The following is a 21,425-nucleotide window of genomic DNA, read 5'->3' as shown; positions in this document are numbered from 1 at the left end:
TGATGTGATTATGGTATTATCAAAACTATATACAGAATTCACTTGAGTCTTGCTCAATAATAATTGAAGGCCAATTTTGATTTGCTTTGATGCATTGCACCCCTATTATTTACCTCAATACTTCCCCGTCATGCATGAACTATTGGCTCGGGGAGAATCTGTTCACTTTGTTATTTATCGCAGCAAAGAGCAACAAGATGTATTAGATGCCTTAGTCAAAGCGCATCAACTGTCTGTAACTTGGGTCGATAGCCAAGAGCAAGCATTGGCTTATTACCTTGACACTAAGCCCCGATGGGTGATTTTTGGTAATGCCTTTGATGGAAATAAACGGTTAAAAGGGGTATGTGGCACTGCCTTGATGCAACATGGCATTGGCCCTAAAGCCGTTTACTACACAGTATCTGAGTCTGACTTTGATGTGCGCTTCGTTGAAGGTGAGTACCGGTTGAAGCGGCTGCAACAGATGTTTCCTGAAAAGCAGTTTGTGGATACAGGCTATGCCAAACTCGATCCAATCATTCAAGGTGTTGAACCTGGGCTCGATTTAGTTCAGTTGGGGCTAGACCCGAATAAGCCAACATTATTGTATGCGCCGACCTTTTATCCTAGCAGTATAGAAAAAATGGCTAAACATTGGCCTGCTGAGTTTAGTGAATATAATATTTTACTTAAGCCCCATTACTTTTCGCTGAGTAAGCCCGCCTATAAAAAACAAAAACGCCTACTAGAACATTGGGCTAGCTTTGATAATGTCTATTTGGCGACCGCAGAGCAAGCAAACTTACTACCGTTTATGGCCAGTGCAGATTTGCTAATTAGTGATGCCTCATCGGCACTTTTTGAATTTGCCGCGTTAGATAAACCCGTTGTTTGGTGTGACTTCTATCATTTACGTTGGAGTTATCGCGGTATTTTTAAATTTCGCTTTAATCAACGTATGGATGAGGATTTATATCGATATGCTGGGGTCGCAATCCATGCAAAAACCTATAAAGAATTAAAGTCAGTGGTTGATCAGCAAATTGCCGAGCCAGAGTCTTTTGCTGCGGCAAGAGCTAAGTACACCTATGAGCTTGCGGGCACGGTAGATGGCCAATGTAGTCAACGTATCGTTAATTATTTAATGACTGAGAATTAAGATGAGAATCATCACATTTGGTACCTTTGATATGTTTCATATCGGGCATCTAAACATTATTGAAAGAGCCAAAGCTGTTGGCAACCACATCACTGTCGGCGTCTCTTCAGATAAGCTGAATTTTTCTAAGAAACAACGTTATCCTGTGTGCTGCGAAAGGGACCGTATGCGTATTGTCAAAGCTTTGGGTTGTGTTGATGAGGTATTTTTAGAGGAGTCATTAGAGCTTAAAGCTGAGTACATTAAACAGCATCGAGCTGATTGTTTGGTGATGGGGGATGATTGGCTAGGCAAGTTTGACCATTTAAAACCGCTTTGTGATGTGATCTATCTGCCCAGAACCCCTGCTATTTCAACGACTCAACTAATTGAAGTTGTCAAAGAGATCCCTTAAAAGGGATCTCTTTACATGGTAATCAATTGCTAGCTATTCACCGATAAAGTGCTGGTTAGCTAACCAAGTTAAATACTCAGGTACCGCCTGCTCTACAGACTTAAATGTGTCGGTATAACCTGCCTGACGTAGCTGGGTTAAGTCAGCTTGCGTGTAGCTTTGATAGGCACCTTTGAGTTTATCTGGGAAAGGTATGTACTCAATGTTGCCTTTGCCATGGTAGTTGATGACCGCATTGGCCACGTCATTGAAGCTTTGTGCTTGGCCGGTTCCACAGTTATAGATCCCCGAAACATCAGGGTTTTGCCATAACCAAATATTCACCTTCACCACATCTTCAACATAGACGAAATCGCGTAGCTGTTGGCCGTCTTCATAGCCATCTACACCCTCAAACAAGCGACATACACCATTGGCTTTGATTTGGTTATTGAAGTGAAATGCGACACTAGCCATGCCACCCTTGTGTTGCTCTCTTGGGCCATAAACATTGAAATAGCGTAACCCAGCCACTTGGCAGCTTAGTTGCTGTTGACGGACATATTGGTCAAATAGAAACTTAGAGTAAGCATAAACATTGAGTGGCTTTTCTAGGTCGCGTTGTTCGACAAACTTTTCGCTACCACCATATACCGACGCCGAAGAAGCGTAGATGTACTGGCATTGATTACGGTCGCAAAAGTGCAGTAGCGTTTTTGAGTACTCGTAATTGTTAGTCATCATGAACTTGCCATCCCACTCAGTGGTAGATGAGCAAGCACCTTGATGAAAAATGACTTCCAATTGACCGTCAAACACACCGGCTTGTATTTGTGCTAAAAACTGATCTTTATCTAAATAGTCGGCAACTTCACAGTCTGCCAAATTGAACATTTTAGTGCCGTCTGTTAAGTCATCGACGGCAATGATGTCATTGCGCCCCATGTTGTTAAGGGCTTTTACTAAGTTACTACCAATGAACCCGGCTGCGCCTGTTACGACTATCATATTAGTATTCCAATTCGGGGTGATGAGTGAAAACTAGGATAACAATACTTGTTTGTTATCAGATCAAGTTAACCATAATTACTGTCGAGGTAAGAAACCACATCTTTTGCAACCGTTTTAAAGTCGATTAAAGACATGTTTTTACCGGTTAATTTTCCAACTGGTGGAGCGTACGATAGGCGTCGCTCTTTATGTGATAAAGTTTGCCAGCGTACAATTGGAGCTGATTTTCTGCCGGCATAAAAACCTACTGTGGGTATATTATGTAGTCCAGCGAGATGAAGTGGACCTGTTGACCCCGCCATAAACATATCTGCAGCAACAATTGATTTAGCAAAATCAGCTAAATTGGGTAGAGGTTTTGCCATTATCGCTTTTACTGACTTCTGAGAAAGTCTTTCATAAATCTGTTGAGCGAGTTGCTCTTCGTTACCACTATACGTTAATACAAATTTGCAATCGACATTAGTATTGTTACTTATATCGATTGCCAAGTTAGCAAAATCTTTCGGTGAAAGGCTTCCTGATGATCCTCCCGTACCAGCATGAATGAAGATTAATCTTTCTTGAGGCTCTTTCTCATAATAAGTTTGCCACTTTTGCTTCTCTTCACTCACATCCCAATACTTTTGTGGCAAGTTAGGTATGTTTATTCCTTGCTGCGTGAGAAAGTGCTCGACCAACATACAGCCGCCTCGCCAGCATGGTTCTCCAAGTTTATATTGGGCGTCAGCAGTATGTTTATATAAATACTGGTACCAATTATGTTTTGGAGCCAACTTGTAAGCTTTTTCTAGATGGCGAATCATGCGATAAATTCTAAACTCCGAACAAGACACTATCACTGCGTCGTAATCTCGTTGGATAAACTTTTGACTGGTTACCTTATCATCACCAATATCAACAATGACATGGTCAACATAAGGGCATGCTTCTGCAAGAGACTTTACTGCTGGAGATACAAAGACTTCTATACTGGCTTTGGGAAGTGCAGTTTTTAATAGAAATAACGCTGGCCAATATAGAACAAAGTCACCAATTTTGTCATGTCGGACAGCAAGAACTCTTTCAATCATAGGTAAAGCAACCAAATTTCATTAAATATTTAGGTCAATTAATAGTTAGGTGTTTCGTTGAAACACAGTACGTTGACCGACAAAGCTTAGCGTAAATGATAGCATTTTTGCAGCTATAAAAGTGTACATTTTGGTGATGAAGCTTACTTAAGAGTAAATATTTAAGGCTAGAGAAATTGAGTGAGGTTTTCGTTTGATTTAATTTGTGATGATATGGGTGACGTTTCAATGTGTCATGATAAGCATTTAGGTTAGATAATTTTGAACAGCATAAATAGCTGTTAGAGGTAACAGATGGGAGTAAAATTAGGTACAATTGCCTCTCATTTTTTATTAGGTGTGAAAGCGATATGAAGGTTTCTTTGCCAGCATTTGAAAAAGCTAAAGTATTAGTGGTCGGCGATGTCATGTTAGACCGGTATTGGACTGGACCGACGGGGCGTATTTCACCTGAAGCGCCAGTTCCCGTGGTACGCATCAATCAAAATGAAGATCGTCCCGGTGGTGCAGCAAACGTTGCCTTAAATATTGCCACCTTAGGCGGGCAAGTTTCATTAGCTGGTATTGTGGGAAATGATGAAAATGCGCAAGCATTAACTACAGGTATTCAAGCACTCGGTGTCGAGCCTAAGTGGCATACCGTAGCCGACAAACCTACTATCACCAAGCTGCGTGTTATGTCACGCAACCAACAGCTGATTCGTTTAGACTTTGAAGAGTCATATACCTCGGTTGATAGCCAAGCGTTGCTTGATAATGCCGTTGCTGCATTACCTAATGTAGATGTGGTTATTTTGTCTGATTATGCCAAAGGGGCACTGATTGACCCGTTAGACTTTATTGCCCAAGCCAAAGCACAGGGCGTTAAAGTACTGGTAGATCCGAAAGGTAGCGATTTTTCTAAATATCGCGGTGCTACCCTGTTAACGCCAAACCTGAGTGAGTTTGAGTTGGTCGCAGGGCCGGTTACCAGTGAAGCCGATTTAGTAGAGAAAGCGCATAAACTCCTGAAAGATTTTGATTTAGAAGCGCTACTTGTAACCCGTTCAGAAAAAGGGATGACACTCATTACTGCCCAAGAGACTGAATTGCATATTCCTACGGTTGCTCGTGAAGTGCATGATGTGACTGGTGCTGGAGATACTGTGATATCGGCTTTGGCTACAGCGTTAGCCGCGGGTAGTGATTTACCCGAAGCATGTGCAATTGCTAATACTGCAGCTGGTATTGTAGTCGCTAAACTGGGTACTTCAACTGTCAGCCGGATTGAGCTAGTGGAAGCCTTATCACAGTCTCATGGTGAGATGGGGTTTGGTGTGGTGACTGAGGACCAACTTGCTTATGCCCTTGAGCAAGCGAGGTTGCGTGGTGAGCGGGTTGTAATGACCAATGGTTGTTTTGATATTCTCCATGCGGGCCATGTGAGTTATTTGCAAGAAGCGCAAGCTCAAGGTGACCGCCTGATTGTCGCCGTCAATGATGATGACTCTGTGCGTCGATTAAAGGGAGATGGTCGCCCGGTTAACCCTGTGGATCGTCGAATGGCTGTGCTTGCGGGGTTAGCTTCTGTAGATTGGGTAGTTCCATTTAGTGAAGACACCCCGCAACGAGTGATTGCTCGACTACTTCCTGACTTATTGGTTAAAGGGGGCGATTATAAGATTGAAGAGATCGCTGGTGGTAAAGAGGTCATTGCAGCTGGTGGCGTTGTTAAAGTGCTGTGTTTTGAAGATGGTATTTCCACTACGAAAATTATTGAAAACATCATGGCTAATCAGTAATTGTTAAAGAACAGGCAATAGGAAGTTATGCATACAAGAGCAATCTATCCAGGGACATTTGATCCTGTCACTAATGGTCATGCAGACCTTATTGAGCGTGCTGCTAAGTTATTTAAGCATGTGGTGATTGGCATTGCGGCCAATCCTTCTAAACAACCAAGATTTAGCTTAGAAGAGCGAGTGGCGTTGTTGAAGCAGGTCACTGCACATTTAGATAATGTCGAAGTGGTGGGCTTTTCTGGGCTATTGGTTGATTTTGCGAAAGAGCAACAAGCCAGTGTGTTGGTCCGTGGCTTGAGAGCGGTATCTGATTTTGAGTATGAATTCCAACTGGCGAACATGAACCGCCGTTTAAGTCCAAATTTAGAGAGTGTGTTTTTAACGCCAGCGGAAGAGAATTCATTCATCTCATCAACCTTGGTCAAAGAGGTCGCTTTACATGGCGGTGATGTCAGTCAATTTGTCCACCCCGAAGTGTCGAAAGCTTTGCTTAAGGAATAAATAAACTAGGATGATGTTTATTAAACAAAAATTGGCGGTAAAGCTATTGGCAGCGTTGCTGTTTATCGTTCAGTTTGCTGCGCATACTGCGCCATGGGTTGATACGTCAGATGTGTACCTTAGGGCTGATATTCAAGCTTTGGCTGATGCGGGGGTTATTACCGTACCGATTAATACCTATCCCTTGATGTGGTCTGGGATTGGTAGGGACTTAGCTAAAGCTGAGCCGTCGATATTGTCGCCTGGTTTGGTTGATGCCTATGCAAGGGTGAACTTTTATTATCGCCGCGCTGTGGGTAATTTTGGTAATACCAGTATTAAAGCCGCGGCGGCGACGGATCCTGCTCGCTTTCAGCACTTTGGGTCTGATTATCGCGAGCAAGCTGAAGTTAAAGTTTCGCATGAGTATTTAGGCGATAGGTTTGCCTTTAAAGTGTCAGGCTCGGCGCATTATGATCCTAGCGATGACAAAGAGATTCGCTTAGATGATTCCTATTTCGCGGTTGCATTGGGCAATTGGATGATATCAGCGGGCACTATAGACCAGTGGTGGGGGCCCGGATTTGACTCTGCATTGCATCGCTCTAGCAATACCCGTCCCATGCCTTCAGTGATGCTTACCCGTAACAATGCCGCTGCTTTTGAAACGCCATGGTTGTCGTGGATTGGCTCTTGGACCTTGACCACAGGTATTAGCCGCTTAGAAGAGGAGCGGGCAGTGGAGAATCCACTATTATGGAGCTTTAGAGGCACCATTCGCCCTCTGCGTCAGCTGGAATTAGGCTTGTCTTGGACAACTATGTTCTGTGGTGAGGGTGAACCTTGTGATATCGGCACGCTATGGGATGCCATTGCGGGTAATACTGAATGCTCTGATGGCTCGGCCTCTTGTGACCCATCAATGAAAACCAAAATTGGTAATCAGATGGCGGGGTTTGATGCTCGCTATGCCGATACTTGGTTTGATATCCCGGTCGGGATCTATTTAGAGCGTACTTGTGAGGATTCCAGTGGCCCGATGCCATGGGATTTAGCAGATTGTGCCAAAATGTTTGGTGTTGATACGCGCTTTGATTTTGATAACCAGCAATATAAGCTGTTTTTTGAATATAGCGATACCATGGTGGCTTGTGGTACCAACCAAAATATCTTCAACTGTTTCTATGAACATTCAACTTACAAAAGTGGCTCACGTTATTATGATCGCTCGTTAGGCAGTACCTACGATAGTGACGCGGTTGTTTATGCATTGGGAATGATAGGCCAGTTTAGCAATAGCAAAGGCATTACATCGATTTTACGTTATGCTCAGTTAAATAAAGATGGCAGCAGCCCTAGCCATGGTTGGGCACCACAGCCTCGTAAAGAGGATTTGTTGATGTTTGAATTAAGCTATCGTATGCCAATTTGGCAAGGCATGATGAGTATTGGTGGTACGGTATCGCAATCGGAATTTGAAACTGAGAGCAAAGAAACCGATGCGACCCTATTTGGCACTTATGAATATCGCTTTTAATCGCTGATTATCCAATGTAAAAGGCTAACACTTAGGTGTTAGCCTTTTTTGGTTTTAGCACTAATACCAATCTGTATAAAGATTTGATCGCTCAGCGAGAATTGGGTGCTTCTGAGGTAAGGCGACGAGTGAAGAGCATAGTTGTTCTACGGTTAAGCTCGTTAACACAGCATCAGGAGCACTAAAACTCGCCATTGTGGCGCGTTTTTGGCTGCCTACTTCTGCGTTGAATAACTTCACAAGGGAACAACCATTGTTTCAGTTATTCACCTTGAATTAGATTGCCAAAAGCGCGCTGAGTAGATCAACTTCTTATACAGGTTGGTATATAGATTATTTGCTTTGGCATAAGCTGCAAAATACGGTGGCCCGCTGTCCGAGCTTGATCTCACTGAGCATGTGACCACATTGGGTACATGTTTCGCCGCCGCGGCCATAAACATGAAGCTTTTGAGCAAAATACCCCGGCTTACCATCGGCATTGGTGAAGTCTTTTAGTGTGGTTCCACCTTGTTTTATCGCGTTAGCGAGTATCCGCTTTACCTCATTGACTAACTTTTCTAAGCGCGCTAAATCGACTTTTCCTGCTTCCATTTGTGGGTGAATTCCCGCAGCAAATAAAGCTTCGTTAGCATAGATATTACCTACGCCAACCACGATATGATTATCCATCAAGCACAGCTTTATGGCCTTCTTTTTTTGTTTAATTGCAGCAGCTAATTGCTCGACATTAAAGTGTTCGCTAAGCGGTTCCGGCCCAAGCTTTTCTAATAATGGATGGGCCTGCTCTGGCAGTTCACACCAAAGCCATGCACCAAATCGGCGTGGGTCATTGAGCCGTAGCATTCTGCCATTGGCCAAATGTAGGTCAATATGATCATGTTTTTCAGCAGGTGTGTCCCAAGGCACAATACGCAAACTACCGGACATTCCTAAATGCACGATTGTCGTGCCTGCTGCGGTATCAATCAGCAGGTATTTTGCTCGGCGTCGAACCTGGGTAATAGTTTGACCAACTATTTGCTGGGCTAAATCCGGTACTGGCCAGCGCAATGAGTCATTGCGTATAACTAGTTTAGTGACGGTTTGATCGGTTAGGTAAGGCGCGACACCCTGACGGGTAACTTCAACTTCTGGTAATTCTGGCATGGGCGATGTTATTCCTGTCCAGCGCTAATAATGGGTGATAAAGGTTGGCGTAAACTGGGGGGGATAAGGTACCAGTTACCAGCAGGCGATTTTAGGTAGCCCTCTGCGGCATAAAACCACCAACTTTGGGGCTCTTTAATGTCATCGACTTGGATTTGTAATTGATGCGGTGTGCTCTCAACCGCAGGGGGAAACCCTTGCGGTGAAATCATCACTTGCTTCCAAGCTTCGGCCCACTGTTGGCAATTGAGCACGCGTTCATCACATTGCCAACGAAAGCCGCCACCATCTAACCAGTAATCATCAAACTGCAGTTGTGTCAGTGGGGCGGATTTATCAAATAGGGCGACCGCATTGTCGGGGAGTTTGGCGGTTTTTCTATCGAGAAGCGTTAGTACAGACACCATAATTATCGAGGCGATAATGATGATGTTGTTCCATTTTCTTTTCGATTTTGGTGAGCGCGCCATGGCGGAGTAAACTCGTTATTATCCGTAAAGGTAACATGAGTTTATCACGCAATGGCAGAGTCTCAATAGTGGTTGGCTATCCGCCAGTCGCATTCATAAAGCGTAAAATCTGTGTCTCACCCTCTGAGCCAAAGTGATGCTCTTTGGGCTTTAATTTAATCGCAGCCAAAATTGCCGCTTTTAAACGTTCAATATCTCCAGGGTATTGACGAACGATCGCTTTAAGGTCGACCGAGTTTTCGTTGCCCAAACAAAGTAATAGCCGACCTTCCACCGTCACTCTGACACGATTACACTCGTGACAGAAATTATTACTATGAGGCGAGATAAAGCCGACGTGAATATTGCTACCCGGCATGGTGTAGTAACGTGCTGGACCGCCTGTTCGCTTATCTGAAAGGTGCAAAGCATAGCGTTGATTGATGATGGCTTTGACTTCATCGCTACTGCAGTGACGGCTTTTCTTGCGCTCATCAATAATACCTAGCGGCATCTCTTCAATGAAGGCGATGTCGAGTTCTCTATCACGGCAAAACTCAATGAGATCTAGTACCTCATCATCATTTTGGCCACGAAGAATCACCGCATTGATTTTGATGCGGTTAAAACCTGCTGCTTTTGCGGCATCAATACCGGCAATGACCCGTTCCAGTTTGCCATTGCGAGTCAGTTGGGTAAAGAGTTCAGGCTTTAGGGTATCGAGACTAATGTTCAGGCGGCTAAGCCCAGATTGCTTCATCTCGTCGGCAAAGCGGGTCAAACGAGAGCCATTAGTGGTCATTGATAGCTCTTGTAACCCTGGCAGCGCACCTAGCAGTTTCACTAACTGGTCGCAATCGGTGCGCACTAAGGGCTCACCACCGGTAAGGCGGATTTTTTTCACGCCAAGCTCAGTAAAAGCCTGGCCGATCCAAGCAAGTTCTTCGAGGCTTAATACCTGTTCCCTATCTAAGAAACAGGGATCTTCACTCATACAGTAGACACAACGGAAGTCACATCTATCGGTAACCGACAGGCGCAAATACTCAACAGTACGCCCAAAGGTGTCGACGATCAAACTCATAATTTTTACCTACAACAACCTTACAGCAGGTCGGAAAATGGTTGAATATAGACGGTATCACCAGGAAGCATTTGGTCGTCATCTTCACCGATAACGATCAGGCAATTTCCTTTTACCATCGAGCTCAACATTCCTGAACCTTGTGCACCGGTTGTTGTGACGTGCAGTTGGCCATCTTGGCCAAGGTGATATACGCCACGGGTAAATTCGGTACGTCCCTTACGACTGCGAAGTTTATCGTCACTAATCGCAGGGATTAACGGCGCTTGCCAGTCCTTCTCGCCGGCGAGCTTACGCAGAGCAGGCTGGACAAATTGCATGAATGACACCATGACAGCAACCGGGTTGCCTGGCAGACCAAAGAATAAACTGTCACCTATTTGTCCAAACGCCAACGGGCGTCCTGGACGCATATTGATACGCCAGAAGTTTATTTGCCCTACCTTTTCCAGCGCCAGCTTGATGAAGTCAGCATCACCAACCGATACCCCGCCGGAACTGATCACCACATCGGCCTGAGTGGCTGCTGATTTTAGCGCATCGATTAATGCCGCTTCTGAATCGTGGATAATACCTAAATCTAGGACTTCGCAACCGAGCTGTTTAGCCATTGACTTGATGGTGTAGCGATTAGAGTCATAGATGCAGTTTGGCTGCAATGGCTCTCCGGGCTGGCAAACTTCATCACCAGTAGAGAATACCGCCACAACAGGCTTTCTAAATACAGGTAATTGACCAAACCCCAATGAGGCTAGCATGCCTTGATGGGCGGCTTGCAGGCGGTTATGTGCTGCTAAAGCGGTTTTACCTAGGGCAATATCTTCACCCGCTTGGCGCACATGCTGGCCAAGGGTTATGTCGCCGGAAAAGCTAACGCTATCTGACGATTCGGTTGCCATTTCTTTCATTTGAATGGTGTCAGCGCCTGCGGGAAGCGGTGCACCTGTCATAATGCGCACGGCTTCGCCTGCTTGCAAAGTGCCTGAATAACTGTGGCCCGCCATAACATCAGCGACAATTTTGTAGCTGTTTTGCATCGGTTCGCTGTGCTTAAAAGCGTAACCATCCATTGCCGAGTTGGTTTGCTGCGGCACGTTGACTGGCGAGATGGCGTCTTCGGCTAAAACACGATTGCTAAGATCGTCTAAGGCGATATTTTGTTGCTCTGTAACCGGCTTCACATAGGAGAGAATGTTATCTATGCCAGCTCGAACGGACAGGGTTTTAGCTGTGTCGAGTTCGCAACCACATTCGGGTGCCGCTTGCAGTGGTAGTTTAGATTTGACTTGATAATTGTCTTTATATTCAATTACAAAATCAGCAATTTGGCTAACGTTGTTGATATCGAGTCTGCGAAGTTCTGTAGGCAACTCGGTATCATCGCAGCAGGCGATGGCTTGGATGTTATCGTCATGGGTGTGGATAAAAGGCTTGCCATGGGCGGCTCGATGTAACTCGATTTTGGGCAGTTCGAGCTTTTTAAAACCTTCTACCAGCACGATATCAATTTTGTCTTGTTCAATTTGCTGCAGCAGGTGTGGTAATTTGGGGGCGTCTTCCACTTCGTCTTCTGTCATGAGTGCCCAACGAATATGCGAAGCAACCAGCATTTGCCTTGCGCCCGCTTTACGCATCTCAAAACTGTCTTTACCTGGTATGTCTACATCAAAATTGTGGTGAGCATGTTTGATTACCGCAAGGCGTACGCCGCGTCGATTAAGCTCGGGGATGAGCTTTTTAAGCAAAGTGGTTTTTCCTGTACCACTGTAGGCACAGAATCCGAGTACAGGAATAGACAGCGGATTATTAAACGGAATGCTCATTAACACCTCAATTTTAGTGGGCAATTGCCTCAGCAAGTTGTTGTTTTTGTTCTGGCGTATTTACATTGACGAAAGCATTGGGCTGGTCTGAAAATTCGCAGACCACGTAATTATGTTTCGCGTACCAAAAATCAATTTTTCGCTCCCCTGAATCAAGAAACGCTTTCATTGAGTCTCGTAGTTCAGGTTTAAGTAGCATGACTACCGGTTGTTCGCGTTTGCCGTCACTTGCCACCGCTAATTCTGCGCCTTGCTGCTCAACGGCATTGAGCATTCGCTCGACAAGATCCAAAGGTAGCAAGGGGCAGTCACAGGGAACCACCATTAAATAGTCTGCTTGTGTTTTCGCTAATGCAGTTATCATGCCAGCTAGTGGACCTAAATAGCCTGAGTCTTCATCGCTAATCACAGTGAAATTAAACTTAGCATACTCACTTTGATTACGATTTGCGTTGATCAGGATCTCCTTAACTTGTGGTAGTATCCGATCAATCGCATGTTTTATCATTGGCTGGTCATTGAGTTCGACTAAGCCTTTGTCTTCGCCTCCCATGCGGCGGGCTTTCCCGCCAGCAAGGATCACCGCATCAACTTGCTGTGACATAACTAAATTCCTGATGTTGGCTTGCTTGAGTGGTTTTTGTCATGGTCGGGATATGCTGACTGCTCGTCAAGCCTTGCTGTTCAATCTTCCAAATTTGATTGCATAATTGCGTTAACACACAAGCTTGGTGGCTACTGATGAGCATTCCCGTGCCTTGTTTCTGTAAATCTTTGATCAGCGTCAGCACCAGATCTTGCGACAATTTGTCCATATTTGATGTCGGTTCATCCAACATGAGTAATTTTGGCTGCATGATCCATGCACGGGCAATGGCTAACCGTTGACGTTCGCCACCAGACAAGTTGGCGGCATTTTGCTGCATCAAATGATCCAGTTGTGCCATCTGTGCCACTTGCTGGGTGCGCTTGATGATGGTGGGCTTATCTAATTTACATAAAGAATGGACATAGGCTAGGTTGGCAGCCACTGAACCTTCAAATAAATAAGGGTGCTGATGGAGATAAACCGCTTGACCAAGTAGTGGATTACGGCGCCACCACGGTAATGGCTCGGTACCATGAATTGCAATCTCACCTTTTGATGGCGCAAGTAAGCCGGCAAACATCTTCATTAACGTTGTTTTACCGGAGCCATTATCACCTTGAAGATGAATGGTTTGATTTTGTGCCAAACTTAGGTGTTCGAAGCGGTACAGTAACCGTTCTCCAAAACGCATTTCAATATTATCGGCAGTCAACTTGACCATCTGTTAGTGGCTCCTCGGTTCAGCTTTGCCTCTTAACGTACCTAGAGTAAAGTTAAGCACAAGTGATAAAATTAGCAGCACCAGCCCTAATGCAATGGCTTGGGCAAAGTCACCTTTACTGGTTTCTAATGCAATGGCAGTTGGAATGTTACGGGTGACTTCAGCAATATTGCCGCCAACCATCATAGAGCAACCTACTTCAGTGAGGATACGACTGAATGCCGCGACAATCGCCATGAGCAATGGGACTTTTAACTCTCGACATACGGTCCATACGGCACGACTCCAAGAGGCGCCTAAGGTACGAGAGGTTTCCCATGCACGTCTATCGACACTGGTAAAGGCGGCCTGGCTCATGGCTACTAATACCGGGGCGCAAATCAACATTTGCCCTAAAATCATGCCTTTTTGGGTAAACAACCATTTCAAATCGCCCAGCGGTCCCATTCTGGTCAACATCAGATAAACCAGTAGACCAATGACCACGGTAGGAATAGATTGTAGTGTTTGAATTAAATTGGTGAGCAGCCAGCGTCCGGGGAAACGGCCAAATGCCAAAATAAACCCCAGTATTAATGAGGGTATTAAGGTGATCGCTAGTGCTGCAAAAGAAACAGAAAAAGAGACAGAGACAATAGACCAGACATCAGGGTCTAAAGAAAACAGCAGGCTCAATGCCTGCTGTATAAGGGCTAACCAGCCGTCGTTCATTCGCTATATGTTGCCTTGAATAATTGCTCACCTTGTACTTTATAGCTATTAATCATGCCTTGAGCTTCAGCACTGATTAGCCAGTCACTTAGAGCCTTAGCTCCTGCGTGGTTTAAGTCTGGGTATTTTTTAGGGTTGATTTGCATGATTTGGTATGGATTAGCAAGTGCTGCACCACCATCAAAATCAATCGCTAAATCAAGCTTGGCTTTATAGGCTACAAAAGTACCACGATCTGAAAGGGTATATCCTTGTAGTTCATTAGCCATTAATAATGTTTTACCCATGCCTTGACCAACGGCTTTGTAGCTTGGGAAATTGTTATCGATATTGGCTTTATCCCAAATGATAAGCTCTTTCATGTTGGTGCCAGAGTTATCACCACGAGAAATAAACGTCGCACCAGACTTTGCTATTTTAGCAAATGCTTCCTCAGCTGTCTTACTGCCACGGATCTTCGCTGGGTCATTTTTCGGGCCTAAGATCACAAAATCGTTAGCCATAATGCCGCGCGGGTTCAAACCGTAACCTTCTTCAACAAACTTAGCTTCCGCTGCTGGTGCGTGTGTCATGATGACATCAACATCACCTTGGCGAGCTAACTTAAGCGCTTTACCAGTACCGGTAGCAATCACCTGTACTTTATAACCACTTTCAGCCTCAAAAGTGGGTAAAAGGTTTTTCAATAATCCTGAGTTTTCAGTACTTGTGGTTGTTGCAAGCTTAATAATTTCTTCGGCTTTAACTGGCGATACCATAATAAGTGTGGCTGCAATAGCAAAACCAAAAGCTTTTTTTACGTTAAACATTGATGCTCCCTGGCAATAAAACGAGTAATGAAAAGCCAATCTCATCACTCAACTTTGAATATCACTGGCTTAAATAGCAATTAGAGTGCCAAGTTTTATCGGTAAATCGGCAAGTCACACTCTATTGTGTAATTGTGATCTTCGTCGCAAGCTTGGAAATTACCGACCAGACATAATGTCCCAAAGGTCGGTATTAGTGGTTCAGGCTGACCAATTTTCTTAACTATAGTGTTAGAATTAGACTAATATGAGTCAAAATGTCCTAAAGAAGACAATATGAGCCAGACAAAGAAAGAGATGAAACCACTGCCATCAGCTGTTTCGGTACTGATTGTTGATGATGAACCCGGCATGCGCAGCTTTTTGAAGAAAGCGATGGCGAAAAAGTTTGCCTTAGTTGAGACAGCATCGAGCATTGAAGATGCAGAGCAATTGCGTAGCCGTTGTCACTTTGACCTGTTGATTGTCGATATACGCTTGCCGGGCCGAAGCGGAATTGAATGGCATGAAGCACTGAACGACCAAGAGCGTCGTTCAGACATTATTTTCATGACCGGTTATGCCGATATGGACGTGGCGATTAAAGCGTTACGTGCCGGTGCATCAGATTTCATCATGAAGCCATTTCATTTAGAGCAGATGATGAAAGCGGTAGACCGCTGTATTGAGCGACGTCTCTTGAAGCGGGAAAACTTGATGCTTCGCCGAGAGGTATCGATCAATCAGTCTTCAACCATCATTGGCAGTAGTGATGCGATGATGGAAGTGAAGCATGTTATTGAACGTGTGGCGCCGACCAATGCGGTGATTTTGATTGAAGGTGAATCCGGTACCGGTAAAGAGTTGGTGGCACGGCAGTTACACGTATTGTCTGGCCGCCAAGGGCCATTTGTGCCAGTTAACTGTGGCGCGATAGCACCTGAATTATTGGAAAGTGAGCTTTTTGGCCATGCCGCAGGTTCCTTTACCGGAGCCAAGAGTAACCGTGAAGGCCTATTTAGTTTTGCATCCGGTGGTACGATTTTTCTTGATGAAATCGGTGAGATGCCACTGAAGATGCAAACTGCATTGTTGCGCGTATTAGAGCAGCGAACCATTCGCCCTGTTGGCAGTGAAAAAGAGATTAATATTGATGTGCGGGTGCTGGCAGCCACCAACCGCAAACTCGCAGAAGAGGTTGAAGAAGGCAACTTTAGACGGGATCTGTTCTACCGACTCAATGTGCTTGATATTGTGATTCCACCACTGAGAGACAGACCTGAAGATGTGGTTGAGTTAACTCACCACTTTACCCGCCAGCTTGCGTCGGAACTTGGGGTAAAAGAAGTGGTCTGGAGCCATGAAGATCTGCTCAAATTGCAACAGCATGAGTGGCCAGGTAACATTCGTGAACTACGCAATATGATTGAGCGCTGTATCTTACTTGGTAAACCGCCAGCCGAATATTGGAAACAGCAGCCAAAGAATGAAGTCAATGGCGACTCAGGTTATCCATTAGATTGGACGCTTAAAGAAGTAGAGAAGCATCATGTTACCCAAGTGGTTGATCTGCATGGCGGCAACAAATCTGCTGCGGCTCGAGACTTAGGCGTATCGCGTAAAACACTAGATCGCAAATATAAAGAGTGGTTTGACGGTAATAAAGACGATGAAGACTAACCCTTCTTGGTTTTCCCGCATGTTTGGGGTGAACTGGCAACAGGTGCAAGCAAAAGTACGCTATCGCATTTTGATTTTGACCCTGTTACCAATTTTGCTGACGTTGGTCAGCCTAGTGTTTATTACCATTTATTGGAATATTAGCTACACAGGCAAGCAGCTTTTTATGAAAGTGAAAGCCGACTTGACCGTAGCTAATAACACCTTGGTTGCCGTGCAAAACACCCAAGAGAAGCAACTTGAATTAGTACAGGCATCTTGGGAGTTTCAAAATGATTTTCGTCATATTGATGAGAACACTAAAGCCACACGGCAACAGCTCGATGCGTTTCTTGCTCACAAGCGCGATGCCCTTGATTTGGACTTTCTGCGGTTAGTTAGCGTTGCTGAAGCTGCTGCGGATCCCGATTTACGTTTGATGTTACCTAAGATTCAAGATGATGCCGCAACCTCCGGGTTGATGGTGCTGGCACCCAATCGGCTAGCGCGTATTAGTCCGACTTTAACAGAGACTGCCGCCATTGATCTTGTTGAAACGCCACGCTCACAAAAACCTGATAAAACGGTAGAGACACGCGGTATGCTCAGTCGCAGCTTATTGCCGATTATGGATGCTGATGGCCAAGTTTCCTGGTACTTAGATGGTGGCATCTTACTTAATCGGGATATGCGTATTGTCGACCATATTCGTGATCTCGTTTATGACAAAGGTACTTTGCCTGAGCGCTCTATTGGTACGGTAACGATTTTCTTAGATAACACCCGCATTAGTACTAACGTACCACTGCACTTTTTCCCACAAGATAACCAAAGTCGTGGCCGAGCGCTGGGTAGTTTGGTATCTGAAGAGGTGAAACAAAAAGTGTTGGTGCAGGGCCAGCTATGGGTCGACAGAGCCTTTGTGTTTAATGACTGGTTTATTTCAGCCTATGCGCCGTTAGAAGATATTCGCGGTCAGCGTATTGGTATGATCTACACAGGCTTCTCAGAATCGCCCTTTATTCACAACTATCTACTTAACATCATCGAGCTGGGTACCATACTGATGTTGGTGCTGTTGGTTTCGGGATTATTGGTATATCGCGGTGCCTATAGCCTGTTGCAACCGATTGAACGGATCCATCACGTGGTAAAAGCGGTGCAGTCTGGGCGTAATTTACGCATTGGTTCTCTAGGGTTAGAGCGTGAAAATGAACTATCTAACTTAGCAGAGCAGTTTGATCGCATGCTTGATTTATTGCAGCGGCGTAACGCTCAGATCCAGTCGGCTGCCGAGCAGTTGGAAGTGAAAGTTGAAGAGCGAACTCGCAGTTTGCAAGAGAAAACCGATGAGCTGCAACGTAACGTGGCATTGCTTAACGAGACCCGCCAGCAACTGGTGACCAATGAAAAGTTAACCGCCCTTGGTGAGTTAACGGCAGGTATTGCCCACGAGATTAATAATCCCACCGCGGTGATTTTGGGCAACATGGAGCTGCTCAAATATGAGTTAGGCGACCAAGCGCAAGACGTTGAAGAAGAGATTGATATTGTCATTCAGCAAGTGGGTCGCATCAGTACGATTATCCGCAGCTTATTGCAATATAGCCGCCCAGGTGAGTTTAATGCACCGTTGGAAATGCACCAACTTACGCCGATCATTGAAGAGATGTTGGTATTAGTGCGTCACTCAATTGAGAAACAACAGGTTGTACTCAATCAGGAGCTGAATGCGAGCTATCCGATTCAAGTGAACCGACCTCAGCTATTACAGGTATTGATTAACTTGGTGGTCAATGCTGCCCATGCAATGGATGGTCAAGGTCGTATTTGGATCCGCACCTATGACTGGGTGGTTGCAGATGAACCCATTGGCGTCAAAATTGAAGTGGAAGACGAGGGTAAGGGGATACCTGAAGAACAATTAGGGCGTATCTTTGATCCTTTTTATACCACACGTAAAGATGGTACCGGGCTTGGGTTATCGCTGAGTTATGGCATTATTAAACGTATTGGTGGCACCATTGATGTGACATCGACATTAGGCAAGGGAACCATTTTCACTATTGGCTTATATCACCAAGCGAAGGAAGATCAGATAAACCTGCCTTATGAAGGTTTACACTTCTCTGGTGGCGTAGATAAAAAAATGCCAGGAAAATAATTTATCCTGGCGTAAGAGTGTGTGAGCAATGTCGTGCTTGAAGACCTAACTAGGGCGTGTTGACCTTTCGCGGTTAAATTTTGTTCGAGATACAAGCGTTTTTATCGAGGCGAGAGATTTGCCGCCTAGCATGCTAAGCAAAATACCTCTCAACAAAGAGTAAAACGCTTGTAGCCGAACCCTTCGGGCAGCGTTTGTGGTTCCTTTCTACTGCGTTATTGGCTTATCAAGTAGTGCAACTACATATCAAAGCCTCTGCCTTGTATAAAGAACCCACAAACTGCTGCAAAAATCAGCTCGAAAGGTCAACACGCCCTAAATACAGCGTGATGTATTTAAGAGCCGGTCCTTGGAACGCATGTAAATAATAATCATTATCATTTGGGTTGGCAACGATTATCTTGCAAATTTAATGTAAAGATTTTGGTTGTGTTACATGGGCTAAATTGCAGGAAAAAAAAGCCAGGATAGTGTTATCCTGGCCACAAAGAGTGTGTGAGCAATGTCGTGCTTGCGAACTCAGATTAAATTAAACAGAGATGAAGTGCTTAATTAAGATTGAGCTTTGGAACGCATGCAAATAGTAATCATTATCATTCGCGTCTGCAAGCTTTTTTGTTGCAAATATAAGAGATTTGTTATTAAGCAGCGATAAGTTTCTGTAATTTAATCTTATTTTGCGAAATATTTTTTTCATCAAGAGTCACTGATGCTACCTGATACTGATGGCTAATCAACATTTTTAGCATGGAAGTGAATTGGTTGTACGTGTTGACTTCCATTTGAGTAAAGCCTTGGGATATTGCCCATTGCTCTTGGTCTGCCAAAAGTTGCTGAGCTAAGCCTAACTGTCTGTAGTCAGGTAATATTGCCCCTAGCCAGCTGTAGAACGTTTGTTCATTAATGGCATAACCCAGCTTAAACCCAGCAATTTCACCTTCAACATAAATCAACTGTAATAGACTTGCTTGGTTAGCGAGACGCTGTTGAATGCTTTCAGCGCTGTATTGGCGTTCAAACTCAGGAATTTGACTGCACAACTCAACGATTAAGTTGATTGCATCTGTGTCAATTTGGGTTTGTTGAGTAATGTTAATTGAGTACATCGCGGCTCTCTTATTGGGCCGCGAGTTTATGGCGGCCGTAAATAGGTTAATTTTCGACCGCGGGATTTTAATACAAAACTACTGGTCAGGCCAGTTGTTGGATCAACTTATTGCTTGTTGTGATGGAGACTGCAAGATTTTGTCTTGCAATATACGCAGCAATACACCGTAAGCAGGCAAGAATAGGCACAGGCTTACTGCTAGTTTGAAGCCATAATCAACCATGGCGATTTCTGGCCAGTGCACTGCCATAAAGCTATCGGTTGACGCATAGAATGCCAAGCTAAAGAACACTAAGGTGTCCACTAGGTTACCGACCACTGTTGAAGCCGCAGGTGCAACCCACCACGTTCGCTGTTTTCTTAGTTTGGCAAAAACAGTGATATCCATGAGTTGACCAACCAGGTAGGCTGCAAAGCTTGCAAAGGCGATACGAAAGACGAAGCTGTTAAAATCAGCTAGCGCACCTGCACCTTGGAATAAGCCATTGTGAAATAACACGCCGACTAAATAAGAGATCACCAAAGCAGGTAACATGGCTTTTAAAATGATTTTGCGCGCCGCAAACTGACCAAATATACGTACAGTAAGATCAGTGGCTAGGTAGACAAAAGGAAAACTGAATGCGCCCCATGTCGTATGAAAACCGAAGATTTGAAACGGTAACTGCACCAAGTAGTTGCTGGCACAAATGATCAAAATATGGAAGCTGACAAGTAAGAGCAGCGCGCGTTTAAGCTGCGCATTAGATAACATTAACATCTTGTGGCCTTTTTGATGGGTTAGCGCGGGGTGAGGGAACCCGCTAAGGTGATTAATAAACTGAGCGCCGTTAAGCTATCAGTTGCGATTTTGTCGATATTTAGGGCGGCACATTATAGTGAGCTTTCATCTACACGCAAGCCCAAATGATTAAAATCGCGCTATCGCGTGCTAAATATTACTCCATAACTGGCTAATCGCTTCTAAACTATAGACTAAGACAGCGTTTTGTTGGCTCAAATAAGAGTTCAACACCCAATATCAACTGGAGGGGCTGTGAAGACTTGGCTAAGTTTGTTGTCTGCAATCGCACTTCTGGCAAGTGCTAACAGCTTTGCTACGCCAATCGTGGTCAACGTTGCCACTGAACACCTACAAGGTTATACCAACCACGATGGTAGCGGTTTCTATTATGACGTGCTTAACCGTATTTTTCCGGCGCCAATTTGGCAGCTCAATGTTCAGGTATTGCCATTTTCTCGGGTTAGATATTTGCTCAAGCATGAGCGAGTCCACATGGGGCTGGGGTTTTACCAAGGTGACATGGACAATATCTTGTACAGTAAAAAACCGGTTGAAATCGACAGTGTCGATGTCGCCTTAAGTCCAAAAATGGCTCAACACTGGCGTGGAATCAACAGTTTGTCTAACAAAAAGGTACTTGCGCTACTTGCTTACCGATTTGATGATTTTATTGATGTGCCTATGCACTATGAAGAATCTAGTGACTTGTTAAGCATGCTCAATCGGGTCAATGACGGCAAAGTGGATGCGGTTTTAGACTACAAGCCCTCAATGTTACGTTTGTCTAACCAGTTAAACCGGCCGCGGCAATTTCAAATCATTGAAGCCGTTATCAAAGCGCCAGTGTTTTTTGTGTTTGCCAACAACAGTGATGGAGTGGTGATGAAAGCGCATTTTGATCAGTACCTCGCGGTGCTAATTAGTAGCGGTGAGCTTGATAGGATGTTTGATGTATACGTGAAAGAAAATGACCGTTACGGCAACCCAAAGCCACCGTAAT

Annotated in this window: 21 protein-coding genes; 8 read left to right on the top strand and 13 right to left on the bottom strand. The window is 44.7% G+C overall.

The window, feature by feature from the left end; genetic code table 11:
• The first annotated feature begins 76 nt into the window (after nucleotides 1-76).
• Together ACHUFW_RS10275 and ACHUFW_RS10270 are read left to right on the top strand one after the other, a co-directional pair.
• Nucleotides 77-1,141, top strand: coding sequence for a CDP-glycerol glycerophosphotransferase family protein (locus tag ACHUFW_RS10275; RefSeq protein ID WP_394202773.1), 1,065 nt, complete (start codon nucleotides 77-79; stop codon nucleotides 1,139-1,141).
• A gap of 1 nt (nucleotide 1,142) precedes the next feature.
• Nucleotides 1,143-1,535: an FAD synthase family protein gene (locus tag ACHUFW_RS10270; RefSeq protein ID WP_394202771.1), complete on the top strand. Its 393-nt coding sequence runs from the start codon at nucleotides 1,143-1,145 to the stop codon at nucleotides 1,533-1,535.
• A gap of 33 nt (nucleotides 1,536-1,568) precedes the next feature.
• Here ACHUFW_RS10270 and rfaD read toward each other — a convergent pair whose 3' ends face one another.
• A complete protein-coding gene (rfaD, locus tag ACHUFW_RS10265) occupies nucleotides 1,569-2,522 on the bottom strand; it encodes an ADP-glyceromanno-heptose 6-epimerase (protein ID WP_394202769.1) in 954 nt (317 codons plus the stop codon).
• Nucleotides 2,523-2,590: 68 nt separating this feature from the next.
• Nucleotides 2,591-3,598: a glycosyltransferase family 9 protein gene (locus ACHUFW_RS10260; protein ID WP_394202767.1), complete on the bottom strand. Its 1,008-nt coding sequence runs from the start codon at nucleotides 3,596-3,598 to the stop codon at nucleotides 2,591-2,593.
• A gap of 350 nt (nucleotides 3,599-3,948) precedes the next feature.
• Here ACHUFW_RS10260 and hldE point away from each other — a divergent pair, with 350 nt between their 5' ends.
• Genes hldE through ACHUFW_RS10245 form a run of 3 tightly spaced genes read left to right on the top strand, consistent with a single transcriptional unit; the run spans nucleotide 3,949 to nucleotide 7,396 of the window.
• Entirely contained in the window at nucleotides 3,949-5,379 is a 1,431-nt protein-coding gene (gene hldE, locus ACHUFW_RS10255; protein ID WP_394202765.1) for a bifunctional D-glycero-beta-D-manno-heptose-7-phosphate kinase/D-glycero-beta-D-manno-heptose 1-phosphate adenylyltransferase HldE, read from the top strand.
• A gap of 27 nt (nucleotides 5,380-5,406) precedes the next feature.
• Complete coding sequence (gene coaD, locus ACHUFW_RS10250; RefSeq protein WP_394202763.1) at nucleotides 5,407-5,880, top strand: pantetheine-phosphate adenylyltransferase; 474 nt, start codon at nucleotides 5,407-5,409, stop codon at nucleotides 5,878-5,880.
• A 10-nt stretch (nucleotides 5,881-5,890) separates the two neighbouring features.
• On the top strand, nucleotides 5,891-7,396 hold the full coding sequence (locus tag ACHUFW_RS10245; RefSeq protein WP_394202761.1) for a capsule assembly Wzi family protein: 1,506 nt from the start codon (nucleotides 5,891-5,893) through the stop codon (nucleotides 7,394-7,396).
• Nucleotides 7,397-7,456: 60 nt separating this feature from the next.
• On the opposite strand, the gene ACHUFW_RS10240 is transcribed toward ACHUFW_RS10245, so the two are convergent.
• The 9 genes from ACHUFW_RS10240 to ACHUFW_RS10200 all read right to left on the bottom strand — a co-directional run bounded on the left by ACHUFW_RS10240 (nucleotide 7,457) and on the right by ACHUFW_RS10200 (nucleotide 14,680).
• Complete coding sequence (locus ACHUFW_RS10240) at nucleotides 7,457-7,636, bottom strand: hypothetical protein (RefSeq protein WP_394202759.1); 180 nt, start codon at nucleotides 7,634-7,636, stop codon at nucleotides 7,457-7,459.
• A gap of 93 nt (nucleotides 7,637-7,729) precedes the next feature.
• Nucleotides 7,730-8,545: a bifunctional DNA-formamidopyrimidine glycosylase/DNA-(apurinic or apyrimidinic site) lyase gene (gene mutM, locus ACHUFW_RS10235; RefSeq protein ID WP_394202757.1), complete on the bottom strand. Its 816-nt coding sequence runs from the start codon at nucleotides 8,543-8,545 to the stop codon at nucleotides 7,730-7,732.
• A gap of 8 nt (nucleotides 8,546-8,553) precedes the next feature.
• A complete protein-coding gene (locus ACHUFW_RS10230; RefSeq protein WP_394202756.1) occupies nucleotides 8,554-9,015 on the bottom strand; it encodes a hypothetical protein in 462 nt (153 codons plus the stop codon).
• 76 nt (nucleotides 9,016-9,091) lie between these two features.
• Nucleotides 9,092-10,078 carry a GTP 3',8-cyclase MoaA gene (gene moaA / locus ACHUFW_RS10225; RefSeq protein WP_394202754.1) on the bottom strand — a complete coding sequence of 329 codons (987 nt, stop codon included), beginning with the start codon at nucleotides 10,076-10,078 and terminating at the stop codon, nucleotides 9,092-9,094.
• Nucleotides 10,079-10,098: 20 nt separating this feature from the next.
• A complete protein-coding gene (locus ACHUFW_RS10220; protein ID WP_394202753.1) occupies nucleotides 10,099-11,901 on the bottom strand; it encodes a bifunctional molybdopterin-guanine dinucleotide biosynthesis adaptor protein MobB/molybdopterin molybdotransferase MoeA in 1,803 nt (600 codons plus the stop codon).
• Between the two features lie 13 nt (nucleotides 11,902-11,914).
• Nucleotides 11,915-12,505, bottom strand: a complete 591-nt coding sequence (gene mobA, locus ACHUFW_RS10215; protein WP_394202751.1) for a molybdenum cofactor guanylyltransferase MobA — start codon at nucleotides 12,503-12,505, stop codon at nucleotides 11,915-11,917.
• Nucleotides 12,489-13,211, bottom strand: a complete 723-nt coding sequence (locus ACHUFW_RS10210; RefSeq protein WP_394202749.1) for an ABC transporter ATP-binding protein — start codon at nucleotides 13,209-13,211, stop codon at nucleotides 12,489-12,491. The genes mobA and ACHUFW_RS10210 overlap by 17 nt, the downstream gene beginning before the upstream one ends.
• 3 nt (nucleotides 13,212-13,214) lie before the next feature.
• The gene (locus ACHUFW_RS10205; protein WP_394202747.1) at nucleotides 13,215-13,922 is read right to left on the bottom strand and encodes an ABC transporter permease; all 708 of its coding nucleotides are present in this window, start codon (nucleotides 13,920-13,922) and stop codon (nucleotides 13,215-13,217) included.
• A complete protein-coding gene (locus ACHUFW_RS10200; protein ID WP_394202893.1) occupies nucleotides 13,919-14,680 on the bottom strand; it encodes an ABC transporter substrate-binding protein in 762 nt (253 codons plus the stop codon). The genes ACHUFW_RS10205 and ACHUFW_RS10200 overlap by 4 nt, the downstream gene beginning before the upstream one ends.
• Before the next feature lie 327 nt (nucleotides 14,681-15,007).
• Here ACHUFW_RS10200 and ACHUFW_RS10195 point away from each other — a divergent pair, with 327 nt between their 5' ends.
• Both ACHUFW_RS10195 and ACHUFW_RS10190 read left to right on the top strand, forming a co-directional pair.
• On the top strand, nucleotides 15,008-16,390 hold the full coding sequence (locus tag ACHUFW_RS10195) for a sigma-54-dependent transcriptional regulator (protein WP_394202746.1): 1,383 nt from the start codon (nucleotides 15,008-15,010) through the stop codon (nucleotides 16,388-16,390).
• On the top strand, nucleotides 16,380-18,533 hold the full coding sequence (locus ACHUFW_RS10190; RefSeq protein WP_394202744.1) for a sensor histidine kinase: 2,154 nt from the start codon (nucleotides 16,380-16,382) through the stop codon (nucleotides 18,531-18,533). The genes ACHUFW_RS10195 and ACHUFW_RS10190 overlap by 11 nt, the downstream gene beginning before the upstream one ends.
• A gap of 641 nt (nucleotides 18,534-19,174) precedes the next feature.
• On the opposite strand, the gene ACHUFW_RS10185 is transcribed toward ACHUFW_RS10190, so the two are convergent.
• Together ACHUFW_RS10185 and ACHUFW_RS10180 are read right to left on the bottom strand one after the other, a co-directional pair.
• Nucleotides 19,175-19,639, bottom strand: a complete 465-nt coding sequence (locus tag ACHUFW_RS10185; protein WP_394202742.1) for a GNAT family N-acetyltransferase — start codon at nucleotides 19,637-19,639, stop codon at nucleotides 19,175-19,177.
• Between the two features lie 102 nt (nucleotides 19,640-19,741).
• Nucleotides 19,742-20,401 carry a 7-cyano-7-deazaguanine/7-aminomethyl-7-deazaguanine transporter gene (locus ACHUFW_RS10180; RefSeq protein WP_394202740.1) on the bottom strand — a complete coding sequence of 220 codons (660 nt, stop codon included), beginning with the start codon at nucleotides 20,399-20,401 and terminating at the stop codon, nucleotides 19,742-19,744.
• A gap of 276 nt (nucleotides 20,402-20,677) precedes the next feature.
• Between ACHUFW_RS10180 and ACHUFW_RS10175 the strand changes: the two genes are divergently transcribed.
• Complete coding sequence (locus ACHUFW_RS10175) at nucleotides 20,678-21,424, top strand: substrate-binding periplasmic protein (RefSeq protein WP_394202738.1); 747 nt, start codon at nucleotides 20,678-20,680, stop codon at nucleotides 21,422-21,424.
• Nucleotide 21,425: the final 1 nt, after the last annotated feature.

This window comes from Shewanella waksmanii, assembly GCF_043643685.1.
Classification (GTDB): Bacteria; Pseudomonadota; Gammaproteobacteria; order Enterobacterales; family Shewanellaceae; genus Shewanella; species Shewanella waksmanii_A.
The sequence above is the reverse complement of the archived record's forward strand: the minus strand, read 5'-3'. Positions and strand labels throughout refer to the sequence as shown.